Origin of the sequence: Allofournierella sp. (assembly GCF_017889395.1) — a bacterium.
In the GTDB taxonomy this organism is placed as follows: domain Bacteria; phylum Bacillota; class Clostridia; order Oscillospirales; family Ruminococcaceae; genus Allofournierella.
The window spans coordinates 1-12124 of record NZ_JAGHKE010000007.1 but is presented as its reverse complement, the minus strand read 5'-3'; the positions used below and the strand labels follow the sequence as shown (position 1 = coordinate 12124).

Below are 12124 nucleotides of genomic sequence, written 5' to 3'. Positions count from 1 at the left end.
TCCGTCCATTTGGGCGAAGCCTCAGCGGGTTTTGTTGTGTTGTATTCGGTTGAAAAGAAATCAGCCCCGGGTGCCCACGATGGCGCTGTCGTGGCTCCAGCCCTGCAGGTCGGTGGGGGTCAGGTTCTGGGTGAAGGCCTCGCTGGCCTTGAAAGCCTCCCAGTCGCTTTGCGCGGCGGCGCTGCGGATGGCGGTGCCGTCCAGATATTCGTCGCTCCAGGGGTTGGCCGGGTCCGGGTCGGTGGGGTCCCAGCCCCGCAGGGTTTCATCCTTGGGGTCGGTGGTCAGGGTGTCCGGCTTGCCCATGGGGCCGGGGTTGGCCGCGTCGTCATAAATGGCCACCGGGGTGCCGATGGGGCAGTTTGTGTAGATCCAGCGCACGTCCACCACCGCCAGCCGGATGCATCCCAGCGACGCGGTGGTTCCCAGCTTATTGAACTCGTCGTATTCCAGATCGTCCTTGTGCTGGGTGTAGTAGGGCACCGAGTGGAACAGATAGGGCCCGTTGATGCGGGTGGCGTACTGGCCGTAGCAGGGACCGGCGAGCAGCCGCCAGTCGTAATTCACCGGAGTGTTCCAGTAGCCGGTGGGGGTGTCGGTGCCGCCGCTGCACACCATGGCCATGTAGGGCTTGGTGTACTGGCCGTTCTCGTCGGCGGTGTAAACGGTCACGGTGTTGGCATCCCGGTTCACCGCCAGGAAATAGGGGAAGCCCTCCTGCACGGTCAGGTCCAGCCCCTCAAAGCCGGGCTGACTCTGCAGCCAGGCCATGGTGTCCTTGCCGGCCTGGGCCCACACCGCCTCCGGGTCCGGCGTGGGGGTGGGTTCGGCGGTGGGGTCGGGTGTGGCCGGGGCCGCGGTGGGAGCGGCCGAGGCGGCGGGTGACTGAGCAGCGTTTCCGCCGCAGCCTGCCAGCAGGCCGCCCAGCATGAGGGCGGCAAACAGAATGGATGCAATGCGTTTGGTCAAGGTCGGGTTCCTCCTGTGATTGGATTGATTCATTGATCCTCGCCGGGTTCGGCAAGAGCGTCGGGGAGTTCAGGCTGCCGGGCAATGGCTGGGCAGGCGGCCTGCTGGCGGTAGCCCGGCTGGAATCTGCCCTCGGGAGTGCCCGGCTCGGGAAGAGGCTGGCCGGGGGTCAGAGTGAGATGGCAGCACTGCCAGCCCCATTCAAAATCCCCGTAGCGCAGGTTCACATCCACCGTACCGTCGCCCCGGTACAGAAACGTGTATTCACTGTCCAGCGTATCCTCCCGAACCAGACGGGTCTCGTGTTCCAGCATCCGGTCCAGCCAGTCCTTCCCCTCGGGGAACAGCTGCAAAAACTGCTCCTCCTCCAGCGGAACGGCCGCCAGCTCGTAAAAGCTGCCGTTTTCCAGCACCAGCGGGTAGTGATGCACGCTGCGCCCGGAGGGCAGAAAGCTCCCCTCCTCGGTGACCCAAAGATAGGAATTGTCCATCCCGTCCGCGGGTTCGATGCGGGTGCAGCCGCCGTCCAGCCGGGTGACCTCCAGCGAAAACCGGGTGCTGCCCTCGATTGTCTGAGCGGACACCGCCAGCGGCTGGCCGCTCTCCGGGTCCCGGAGGGAAAAGCCGGTCAGCGCGCCGGCATCGTCCAGATAGAAAAAGTAGCTGGCCGGAGGCGAAACGCCCAGCTGCTGCTCGGTGATCATCACCCAGGTCTGGCCGTCCTCCAGCGTAAGCCTTCGGAGCGTCTGGGGCCCGCAGGGGCCGATGTCCAGGGGCGTGGCCTCCTCCTCGGTCACGTAAAAGGCGGCCTGGGGCACGCTTTGCTCCGGCTTGCCCACCAGCACCACCGCGTCCTGTTCGTTCAAAGCGGGCAGCAGGTAGTCCATCACCGGCAGGTCGGTGGCCAGCACCAGTGACTGGCGCAGAGCGGTGGAGGCGTTTTCCTTCCAGCGCAGCTGGGCCTCGTTCACCGCGCCCTGTGCAGGTGCCGCAGTGCTGGCGGGCGATGTGTCCGCAGAGGATTGACTGGCAGGCGCAGATTGCCCGGCCTGCCCCGAGGCGGCGGGAGCGGAGCAGCCTGTCAGAACCGCAAGAATCATCAAAGCACACAAGGCCCGGCGCACGGACGGCACTTCCTTTCTTTATTTATGTAAAATAAACTTCTTACAGAACCCCTAGCCCGTGGGCCAGCTTGGTGATGAAGTCCTGCACGTTGGTCACCATGGTGGTGGCGCACAGGCTGCCCCGGTCCAGCAGCTTGTTCACCACGAATTCGTCCGCGTCCACGGTGTACAGATACACCGGGCGGATGGTGCCGTCCGGCAGCACCCGGAAGCTGGGGGTCATATTTCCGGCGGCGATGGTGTGCAGCATGGTGGCCAGGCAGATCACGGTGGTGGCCTGCTTCACCAGTCCCCGCATGGCGGTCTGGCCCTGATAGGCGTCGCCGATCACCTCCGGCAGGGGGCCGTCGTCCCGGATGGAGCCGGTGAGCACGAAGGGCACGCCCTGCTTCACGATGCTGTACATGATGCCGTCCTGAATGTGGTATTCCTGAATGAACCGGGGAATGCTGCCGCAGCGGCGTACCCGGTTGATCACGTCCAGATGGTTGTAATGGCCGCCGGGCATGCTCTGCTGGGTGTAGATGTCCTGCCCCAGGGCGGTGTGCAGGTGCGCGCCCTCCAGATCGTGGGTGGCAAGGGCATTGCCCGCCAGCAGTCCGTGGGCGTAGCCTGCCTCCACCAGCGCCTGCATGGCCGCGCGGGCGCCCGCATCAAAGGAGAAGGCAGGCCCCATCACCCAGAGAATGTTGCCGTGCTCCTTCTCGTGGCGCAGCAGCTGGATCAGCCGGTCGTAGTCTTTTGTGTAGGAGGTCTCCCGGCTGCGCCCCTGGCGGAAGGTGAAGGCGTCCGCCTCGGCACGGGCCTCCGGGTCGGCAAAGCCGCCGGTGTGCAGGTAGATGCCGTCCGCTCCGTCGTCGGTGCGGCCCAGGGCCACCAGGTCGCCCTGCTTCAGGTTGCGCAGCTCCACCACATCCAGCCGGCCGTTTTCCCGCAGTACCACGCAGCCGTCCATCCGGCTTTCCTCGGCCAGGGTCCAGCGGCCGTCGATCCGGAAGTATTCCGGGTACATGCTGGTGCTGTGGTAGCCGTCCGGCGCGGCCCCGTCGCAGGGGGCGGGCACAAAGCGGGCATCGGGGCAGCGGGCGAAGGCGGGCACGGAAAAATCCGGCGCGCGGTAAATGGGAAGCGTAAACGACATGGGTCCTCCTTTGCCGCGTTTGGGGCGGCGCTGTTAATAAAACGAACCGGCAGAGGAAACTCTTTCAAAAATGCCAAATGCCGGATTCTGTGGTTTCAGCGTACCGCGAACAGGGGGACTTTGTCAACCGGCTTGCCATCCGCAGATGGGCGTGATATGCTAAGGACAATAACGCATGAAAACCGTGCGGTGTCGTCTCAACAGGAATATGAACGGGGCCGGGGCAATATGACCGGCACACAGAAGGAGAAGAAAATATGAACCAGGGAATGAAGCAGCTGGCCCGGCGGCTGGAAACGGAACCGGCGGTGCTGGTGACCATTCTGGAAAGCAGGGGCTCGGCTCCCCGGCATGCGGGGGCCTTCATGGCGGTGCTGGGCGGCGGCGAATGCATCGGCACCATTGGCGGCGGCAGGGTGGAGGCGGTGTGCCAGCAGCGGGCCGCCCGGGCGCTGGAGGAACAGCAGAGCGCGGTGGAGGAATACGACCTGAACGACAGGGGCCCCAACCAGGTGGGTATGGCCTGCGGCGGCCAGGTAAGGGTGGAATTTCTGTATCTGCCTGCGGGCGAGGCCTCGGTGCAGGAGGCGCAGCGGCGGGCGGCTCAGACGGGAGCCGGGCGGGTGCTGTTGTTCGGCGCGGGTCATGTGGCTCGGGCGTTGGCGGCGCTGCTGCCCGCGCTGGAATTTGAGTACTGGGTGGTGGACGACCGGCCGGAGTTTGCGGTGGAGTCTGCCTTCCCCGGCGCGGCGGGCGTGCTCTGCGAGGAGATGGCCGCCGCGGTGGAGCGGCTGGAGCCCACCGAAGAGGATCTGATCGTCATCATGACCCGGGGCCACGAGCACGACTACGAGGTGCTGCGCAAGGCGCTGACCACCCCGGCGGGCTACATCGGGCTGATGGGCAGCCGCCGCAAGATCGCCATGACCCGCCAGAAGCTGGAAGAGGAGGGCTTCGGTGCGGAGCAGTTTGCCCGGGTGAGCACCCCCATCGGCCTTTCCATCGGGGCCGAGACCCCGGCGGAGATCGCGGTGAGCGTGGCGGGCCAGCTCATTGCCTGGCGGGCCGGGCAGCGGGGCGCTGGCGCGAAGCCGCTGGAGCTGATTCACAGCTGAAGCAAATAAAAAAGGGAGCAGTGCGGGCTGCTCTCTTTTTGTATGTGCGGTTACTTTTTGCGATAGAAATCGATCAGCGCCTGGGTGCCCTCGTTCTCGCCGCCCGCCGCGGCAAACTCCTCGTAGAGATGGAGCACGCTGTCCAGCATTTCCAGCTCCACGCCCCGCTGGGCGGTCTCCTCCCGCACGATCTTCATATCTTTAATGAAGTGCTTCACAAAGAAACCGGGAGCGAAATCTCCGGCCAGGGCACGGGGAGCCATGTTGGCAATCTGCCAGCTGCCCGCCGCGCCGCCGCCGATGGCCGCCAGCATCTTGTGGGGGTCCAGCCCGGCCTTTTCGGCGTAGAGGATGGCCTCGGTGTAGGCCGCGGTCGCGCCCGCCACGGCGATCTGGTTGGCCGCCTTGGTGTGCTGGCCATAGCCCGCAGGGCCCATGAGCAGCACGCTCTTGCCCATGCATTCAAACAGGGGCAGGGCCTTTGTAAAGGCCTCCTCGTCACCGCCCACCATGATGGACAGGGTGGCCTCCCGGGCGCCCTTGTCGCCGCCGGAGACCGGGGCGTCCATCACGGCGATGCCCTTTTCCTTGCCCAGGGCATACAGCTTCTGGGCCAGTGTGGGGCTGGAGGTGGTCATGTCCACCACCACGGCCCCGGCGGGGGCGTTTTCCAGAATGCCCTCGGGGCCGCAGAACACCTGCTCCACGTCCGCCGGATAGCCCACCATCACGAAGACGAATTCCGCGTCGGCCACTGCTTCCCGGATGGTGGCGCAGGGCGCAAAGCCGAATTCCTTCGCCTGCCGGCACACTGCTTCGTAGCGGCGGCTGTAGGCCTTTACGGTATGCCCGGCCTTTACCAGGTGGCCTGCCTGCTGGCGGCCCATCACGCCGGTGCCGATCCATGCGATCTTGCTCATAACAACACATCTCCCCGTTTTTATAAAATGCCGCCCCGGTGTTTGGCCGGGGCGAAAAAGCAGCACTCAGGCGGCTTCCCGGGTGACCACCCGAATCCATTTGCCGCTGCGCAGACGGATGAAACCGGCAATGCTCTTCACGATGTTGTCACACCGCAGGCAGAAGAATACGGCAGGCGCGCTCCAGTGGAGCACAAAGCCGGTGAGCAGGCCCAGCGGAATGGCCAGGCACCACTGCAGGCCGCTGTCCAGCATCAGGTTGGTGCGCACATCGCCGCCGCCCCGCAGCACGCCAACGATCATCACGCAGCCCACCGCCTGGAAGGGCTGCATCAGGGCCAGGATGGTCATCATGGCAAAGGCGGTGTCGTGGGCCAGCTGGCTCACATTATAAAGGCTTAGGATGTAGGGCCGGCCCACCAGCAGCAGGGTCATGCAGATAAAACTCAGGCCCAGACCCACCAGCACCGAGCTGTTGGCGGCCCGTTTGGCATCGTGGATGCGGCCCTCGCCGATGGTCTTGCCCACCACCACCGCGCTGGCGGCAGACATGCCGAAGGTGAATACGCTCACCAGCTGGTTGAATACGTTCACGATGCTCATGGCGCTGGTGTAGCTGGCGCCCATGTGGCCGATGGTCAGGTTCACCACCGAGAGGCCCACGCCCCACAGCAGCTCGTTGCTCACCACCGGCACGCTGTTGCGCACATAGTCCCGGCCCAGGCCGCTCTTCAGCTGCAGCAGCCAGCGGGGAGTAAAGCGCACCCGTTTTTCAATGAAGCACATGTACACCAGGGTGGCGCACAGCTCGAACAGGCGGGCCATCACGGTGCCGAAGGCCGCGCCACGCACACCCCAGGCCGGTGCGCCCAGCTTGCCGAAGATGAAGCAGTAGTTGAAAAATACGTTGATGAAGAAGCTGCAGCCATACACCACCATGCTGATGCGCACCTGCTCCACCGCCCGCAGGCACATGATGTAGCAGTTGGAAAAGCTGAACAGCACGAAGCTGATGGATAAAAGCTTCAGGTATGTCGCGCCGGATTCGATCACCGCTGCATCGGTGGTATAGATGGCCAGCACCTTTTCGGGTAGGAAATGGCCCACCAGAGCGAACAGGCTGCTCACCACCAGCACCACCCGCAGCGTGAGCGCGAAGATCTGGCGGATGCGCAGCATGTCCCGCTTGCCCCAGTACTGGGCGATCAGCACCGCCGCGCCGCTGGCCAGGCCGAAGCCCATCACATCCAGAATGGTGAACAGCTGGCCGCCCAGATTGGCCGAGGCGATGGCCACATCGCCCAGCTGGCCCAGCATGATGGTATCCATCATGTTTACGCCCAGGCTGATTACGTTCTGCAAAGCGATGGGAATGGTGATGGCCAGCATCCGCTTGTAAAACGACCAGTCGGTATAAAAATGTTCTTTGAATCGCTGCATTGGTCCGTCCTCTTTCTGTTTGATTTTTTGGGGCGGGGCCCCTGTTATTTGCATCATCGGTTCCAGTATAGCATATTCGGGCAAATGCTGCCAGAGAGCGGCATTTGGGGCAGAAAAAAAGAAAACATTTGCACAATCGGTCGTTTTAGGATATACTACAAGCATGAGCAAGTGAACCACGGACAAACAAGCAGGGGCAGACCGCCCCTCTTCCAAAGGAGAGGAGCTGCAAGCAGATGGGCTATCAGGCACTGGAGCTGGACAAGGTGCTGCGCATCGACCGCATCTATTCGGTACATTATTTTGAATATGGCCCGGACTACGCCTTCACGGGCGAGAGTCATGATTTCTGGGAATTTGTCTATGCGGACAAGGGCGAGGTCTACGTGACCGCGGGCGTGGAGGAGAAGCTGCTGAAAAAGGGGCAGATGATCTTCCACGAGCCCGGCGAGTATCACAACATCCGTGCCACCGGCAAGGATGCGCCCAACATTGTGATCGTCTCCTTTGATTGCGACAGCCCCGCCATGGACTTTTTCCGGGGCCGGGTGCTCATGGCAAGCGACAGCGACCGGGTGCTCATGGCCCGGATCGTGGAAATGGCCGGTGCGGCCTTCTCCACCCCGCTGGACGATCCCCTGGCCCAGCATCTGACCCGCCGGGAGGATGCGGCCTTCGGCGCCGAGCAAGTGATCGGCCTCTCACTGGAGACCATGCTGCTGGATATGGTGCGCCGGGGCGACAGCCCGGTGGTGACCAAGCCCACCAGCCTGATTCGGGAGCGCAGTCAGAATGAATTCCTGAGCCGGGTGCAGCAGTATCTGGAGAACAACATCCAGCGCCGCCTGACCCTGAGCGACATCTGCCGGGACAATCTGGTGGGCCGCAGCTACCTGCAGAAGGTCTTCCGGGAGAAGACCGGCGGCGGCGCCATGGAATACTTCGGCAATCTGAAGATCCAGAAGGCCAAGGAGATGATCCGGGAGGGCAGCCACAACTTCACCGAGATTGCGGCCCTGCTGGGCTACAATTCCATCCATTATTTTTCCCGCCATTTCAAAAAGGTCACCGGCATGACTCCCTCGGAGTATGCCAGCAGCGTGAAGGTGCTGGCCCGGCGCGGCCGCGGCGAGGAATAAGCCGGAGGGCAGACAGGTGATGAGTGTATTTTTCTTTCAGACGCTGCTGCCGGTACTGCTGGGCGTGCTGGTGCTGGTGATGATGGGCCTTGCCATCTATTCCACCGTGCGCTCCCGCCGGAGGGACCGCCAGGCTGTGGAACGGCGCAGGGAAGAGCAGCGCCGTCAGAGGCTGAACCCGGGCCTGCCCGAGGAGCAGCGCCCCGGCCGCAAAAACGATACCGGCCTGTGGCAGCTGACGGTGGAGGGCCAGGCGCCCTGCCAGCCGGATGCAGCCGCCCTCACCCGCGCGGTGGAGGCCGTGGGCGTGAGCGCGGGTTATCTGGTGCTCACCCCGCCCGCACCTCTGGAGGGCTGCCGGTCCATGCACTGTACCACCGACCCGGACGGCGGTCTGGCGGTGCAGGCGGTGCTGGAGCAGCCCGGTTTGTGGAAAACGGAGCGCTTAGCCCTTGTAGCCAACGGCGTCGGCCAGCTCCTGATCGATCACGACAACCACGTTCTCGTGCATCTTCAGCATGCTGCTGGGGTTCTGGGTGGTGATCACATTGTCCATAACCAGGCCCTTGATGGCGTCGGTCTTGGCCAGGCCGGTGGCGATCAGCACAACGCACTTGGCGGCCATAATGTCACCCATGCCCATGGTGATGGCGGTGGTGGGAACGTCTTCCTTCTTCTCGAAGAAGCGGGCGTTGGCGTTGATGGTGCTCTCGGTCAGCTTTTCAATGTGAGCCACGCTGATCAGGTGGTCGCTGGCCTCGTTGAAGGCGATGTGGCCGTTGTTGCCGATGCCCAGCAGCTGCAGGTCGGCAACGCCGCCCTCGCGAACCTTGGCCTCCAGCTCAGCGGCGTTGGCTTCCGCGTCGCCCATGCCCTTGGCCACGTAGGTGTTGGCCTTGTCGATGTTGATGTGGTCGAACAGGTTGGTGTTCATGAAGTAGCGGTAGCTCTGGTCGTGGGTCTCGGGGATGCCGCAGTACTCATCCAGGTTCACGGTGCGTACCTGAGCAAAGTCCACCTTGCCGGCCTTGTTGGCCTCGATCAGCTTCTTGTACATGGGTACGGGGGTGCCGCCGGTGGCCAGGCCCAGCTTGCAGTTGGGTTTCTCATTCACCAGTTTGCAGATCATGTCGGCCACATAGGCGCAGCTCTCGTCGTAGCTCTTGGTAACAACAACTTTCATTGTGATACACTCCGTTCTTTACTATTTTTCGGTGAAACTCGCAAAGCGGGGAACGCGCCCTGCCTGCAAATCGCGGTCTTATCTTTATCATACAGCCTTCCGGGGAAAAATTATAGCCCAAAATATGCAGAAATTTTGCACAAAAAACAAAATCTTTTCCGAAATTGGGGCGGGATTTGTTGAAAAATAGGCCTTTCTCTTACTATATTAAGGAGAAGCCTTACACATACAGCTCCCGTTCCTGGGGCAGCTCGGGCAGCTCAGGAACACCGGCGGCGGCCGACCGCCAGGCGGTGGGGCTTTGGCCGGTGGCCTTTTTGAACACCCGGCACAGGTAGTTGGCCCCGGAAAAGCCGCACAGGCTGGCCACCACCTCCAGCGGGTATTCCCGGTGGCACAGCAGCTGCTTGGCCGCCTCGATGCGTACCCCAGTCAGGTACTGGCCCGGGGGCACGCCCACCGCCGCCTTGAACACCCGCACCAGATGGCTTTTGCTCACACCCAGGCTTTCGCTCAGCTCCTCCACGCCGTAAAGCCCGGCATAGTGTTCCCGCATGGCGGCAATGGCCATGGTCACCAGCGGCGGGTAGCTGGGGGCGGCGGCGTCCGCCCGGGCACTTTCGCACAGCAGCTGGTAGCCCAGGGCCGAGGCCCGGCGGGAGGAGGGGGAGGCCACCAGCTGGGCCACCAGCTCAGCCGCGCCGGGGCAGGAGGCACCCGCCGCGAACATGGGGCCGGCAAGGCCCTCGGCAAAGGCCGCGGCCGCCTGACCGCCCAGCAGCACCGCTGCCAGATGGCAGGGCTCGGCGGGCACCAGCCGCAGCGGCGGCGCGCCCAGCAAAAGGCTGCCCGCCCCCGCCAGCTGGGGAGCCTCTTCATCCGCCAGGGCACATTGCCCACTGGAAAGCACCCCGATCCAAAGCCCTTCTCCCTCCAGAGGAATGGGGGTGGAGAACTGCAGGTCCTTCGTTTCCTTCAGGGTGCAGAAGACAAGGGGGTCGAAAATCAATTTTACATCACCTCATATCAATAAAGTGCTATTTAAATCCGGAAAAAGTCTGGTATTATTATATTAGCAACGAGATACGCGGTCAAGCGTATCAACAAAAGACAATTAAAACCATCAACAATAAAAAGGAGTGTCGATTCCCATGGCAAGCATTAGCCTGCGTCATATCTACAAGATCTACTCCGGCGACGTTACCGCCGTTAAGGACTTCAACCTGGAGATCGCCGACAAGGAGTTCATCATTCTGGTTGGCCCCTCCGGCTGTGGTAAGTCCACCACCCTGCGCATGATCGCTGGTCTGGAAGAGATCAGCAAGGGCGAGCTGTACATCGGCGACCGCCTGGTGAACGATGTGGCCCCCAAGGACCGCGACATCGCCATGGTGTTCCAGAACTACGCTCTGTACCCCCACATGACCGTTTACAAGAACATGGCTTTCGGCCTGGAGCTGCGTAAGGTAGACAAGGCTGAGATCGACAAGCGTGTTCGTGAGGCTGCCCGCGTGCTGGACATCGAGCACCTGCTGGACCGCAAGCCCAAGGCTCTGTCCGGTGGTCAGCGTCAGCGTGTTGCCCTGGGCCGCGCCATGGTTCGTAACCCGGCCGTATTCCTGCTGGACGAGCCCCTGTCCAACCTGGACGCCAAGCTGCGTACCAGCATGCGCACCGAGATCATCAAGCTGCACCAGAAGCTGGCTACCACCTTCATCTACGTTACCCACGACCAGACCGAGGCTATGACCATGGGCGACCGCATCGTGGTTATGAAGGACGGTATCGTTCAGCAGGTCGACACCCCGCAGAACCTGTACGACTTCCCCATCAACATGTTCGTTGCCGGCTTCATCGGCAGCCCCCAGATGAACTTCCTGGATGCTACCCTGAACAAGGACGGCAACGGCTACTTCCTGGATCTGGCCGGCGACCGCATCGACCTGCCCAAGGAGAAGACCACCGACGGCAAGCTGGATGCCTATGTTGGCAAGAAGGTCAAGGCTGGCGTTCGTCCCGAGGACATCAAGGACGATCCCGAGTTCGTGAACAAGCAGGGCGAGTGCAAGCTGGAGGCCACTGTTGAGGTTTCCGAGCTGATGGGCTCCGAGATCTACCTGTACCTGCTGTACAAGGGCAACAAGCTGACCGCTCGTGTAGCTCCCACCTCCAAGGCCAAGAATGGCAGCAACGTTACCGTTGCCTTCGATCCTCACAAGATCCATCTGTTCGATCCCGAGACCGAACTGACCATCCTCAACTGATCCTTCCCCTTGGAATCATGTTATACGCAGAAGCGCCGCTGGAAAACCAGCGGCGCTTTTGCGTTTTCCGTGCGTTCCTCACCGTTTTCGGTCTGCAAAGGTGTTATAATAAAGATAAACAACTGTTCCCGCGCAGACGGACTGCGGGAAAGAATAAAAGGAGGTACGGATTATGCTATTGGAAAACAAGATCGCCATTGTCACCGGCGGCACCCGGGGCATCGGCCTGGCCACCGTGGAGGCTTTTCTGCGGGAGGGCGCTACCGTGATTCTCACCGGCTCCCGGCAGGAGACCGCGGACAAGGCGGTGGCTGCTTTGAAGGAGAAGGACCCCAACGCCAGGGTGGCGGGCATCGCCCCCAATCTGGCGGACCTGGCCAGCGTGGAAGAGGCCGTCCAGAAGGTGGCGCAGGAGTACGGCCGCATTGATATCCTGGTGAACAACGCAGGCATGTCCGACTCCACGCCCTTTGACAAATACGACGAGGCCACCTTTGAAAAGGTGATGGACCTGAACGTGAAGGGCGTGTTCACCTGCGCCCGGGCTGTGACTCCCATCATGCAGGCCCAGGGCAGCGGTGTGATCCTGAACACCAGCTCCATGGTTTCCCGCTACGGCCAGCCCAGCGGAATTGCCTATCCCACCAGCAAGTTCGCAGTGAACGGTTTTACCCTGTCGCTGGCCCGGGAGCTGGGCAAATACGGCATCCGGGTGAACGCAGTGGCCCCTGGCATCACCGATACCGACATGATGCGCGCGGTGCCGGAACACATCATCAAGGCCCTGTGCACCCAGATTCCGCTGGGCCGCATCGGCAAGCCGGAAGAG

The 12124-nt window shown here is 62.4% G+C and carries 11 protein-coding genes; 4 read left to right on the top strand and 7 right to left on the bottom strand.

The annotated features are described in order from the left end of the window. Positions 1–60: 60 nt before the first annotated feature. From J7G73_RS01600 to J7G73_RS01590, 3 genes are read right to left on the bottom strand one after another with little or no spacing between them, the layout of a single operon-like run. Positions 61–969, bottom strand: coding sequence for a L,D-transpeptidase (locus tag J7G73_RS01600; protein WP_291244975.1), 909 nt, complete (start codon positions 967–969; stop codon positions 61–63). Positions 970–998: 29 nt separating this feature from the next. Further along, entirely contained in the window at positions 999–2093 is a 1095-nt protein-coding gene (locus tag J7G73_RS01595) for a hypothetical protein (protein ID WP_291244974.1), read from the bottom strand. 40 nt (positions 2094–2133) lie between these two features. Then, positions 2134–3234 (bottom strand): hypothetical protein, encoded by a 1101-nt coding sequence (locus J7G73_RS01590; protein WP_291244973.1) that lies wholly within the window; start codon positions 3232–3234, stop codon positions 2134–2136. A 257-nt stretch (positions 3235–3491) separates the two neighbouring features. On the opposite strand from J7G73_RS01590, the gene xdhC reads away from it, so the two are divergent. Continuing rightward, positions 3492–4349 (top strand): xanthine dehydrogenase accessory protein XdhC, encoded by an 858-nt coding sequence (gene xdhC, locus J7G73_RS01585; protein WP_291244972.1) that lies wholly within the window; start codon positions 3492–3494, stop codon positions 4347–4349. A gap of 50 nt (positions 4350–4399) precedes the next feature. Here xdhC and J7G73_RS01580 read toward each other — a convergent pair whose 3' ends face one another. Further along, on the bottom strand, positions 4400–5269 hold the full coding sequence (locus J7G73_RS01580; RefSeq protein WP_291244971.1) for an NAD(P)-dependent oxidoreductase: 870 nt from the start codon (positions 5267–5269) through the stop codon (positions 4400–4402). Between the two features lie 66 nt (positions 5270–5335). Then, a complete protein-coding gene (locus tag J7G73_RS01575) occupies positions 5336–6709 on the bottom strand; it encodes an MATE family efflux transporter (RefSeq protein WP_291244970.1) in 1374 nt (457 codons plus the stop codon). A 236-nt stretch (positions 6710–6945) separates the two neighbouring features. Between J7G73_RS01575 and J7G73_RS01570 the strand changes: the two genes are divergently transcribed. Then, positions 6946–7848, top strand: a complete 903-nt coding sequence (locus J7G73_RS01570; RefSeq protein WP_291244969.1) for a helix-turn-helix domain-containing protein — start codon at positions 6946–6948, stop codon at positions 7846–7848. A gap of 445 nt (positions 7849–8293) precedes the next feature. On the opposite strand, the gene nagB is transcribed toward J7G73_RS01570, so the two are convergent. After that, complete coding sequence (nagB, locus tag J7G73_RS01565; RefSeq protein ID WP_087181789.1) at positions 8294–9031, bottom strand: glucosamine-6-phosphate deaminase; 738 nt, start codon at positions 9029–9031, stop codon at positions 8294–8296. Positions 9032–9251: 220 nt separating this feature from the next. Continuing rightward, positions 9252–10040: a helix-turn-helix domain-containing protein gene (locus J7G73_RS01560; protein ID WP_291244968.1), complete on the bottom strand. Its 789-nt coding sequence runs from the start codon at positions 10038–10040 to the stop codon at positions 9252–9254. A 142-nt stretch (positions 10041–10182) separates the two neighbouring features. On the opposite strand from J7G73_RS01560, the gene J7G73_RS01555 reads away from it, so the two are divergent. Together J7G73_RS01555 and J7G73_RS01550 are read left to right on the top strand one after the other, a co-directional pair. Then, the gene (locus tag J7G73_RS01555; protein ID WP_087291864.1) at positions 10183–11295 is read left to right on the top strand and encodes an ABC transporter ATP-binding protein; all 1113 of its coding nucleotides are present in this window, start codon (positions 10183–10185) and stop codon (positions 11293–11295) included. 172 nt (positions 11296–11467) lie between these two features. Next, positions 11468–12124 (top strand): SDR family NAD(P)-dependent oxidoreductase (locus tag J7G73_RS01550; protein WP_291244967.1); only part of this gene is annotated, 657 nt, incomplete at its 3' end.

What these genes read in the sequence shown, in the direction of transcription:
- J7G73_RS01590 (WP_291244973.1), bottom strand. Translation starts at nt 3,234, where the DNA reads ATGTCGTTTACGCTTCCCATTTACCGCGCGCCGGATTTTTCCGTGCCC.
- xdhC (WP_291244972.1), top strand. Translation starts at nt 3,492, where the DNA reads ATGAACCAGGGAATGAAGCAGCTGGCCCGGCGGCTGGAAACGGAACCG.
- J7G73_RS01580 (WP_291244971.1), bottom strand. Translation starts at nt 5,269, where the DNA reads ATGAGCAAGATCGCATGGATCGGCACCGGCGTGATGGGCCGCCAGCAG.
- J7G73_RS01575 (WP_291244970.1), bottom strand. Translation starts at nt 6,709, where the DNA reads ATGCAGCGATTCAAAGAACATTTTTATACCGACTGGTCGTTTTACAAG.
- J7G73_RS01570 (WP_291244969.1), top strand. Translation starts at nt 6,946, where the DNA reads ATGGGCTATCAGGCACTGGAGCTGGACAAGGTGCTGCGCATCGACCGC.
- nagB (WP_087181789.1), bottom strand. Translation starts at nt 9,031, where the DNA reads ATGAAAGTTGTTGTTACCAAGAGCTACGACGAGAGCTGCGCCTATGTG.
- J7G73_RS01555 (WP_087291864.1), top strand. Translation starts at nt 10,183, where the DNA reads ATGGCAAGCATTAGCCTGCGTCATATCTACAAGATCTACTCCGGCGAC.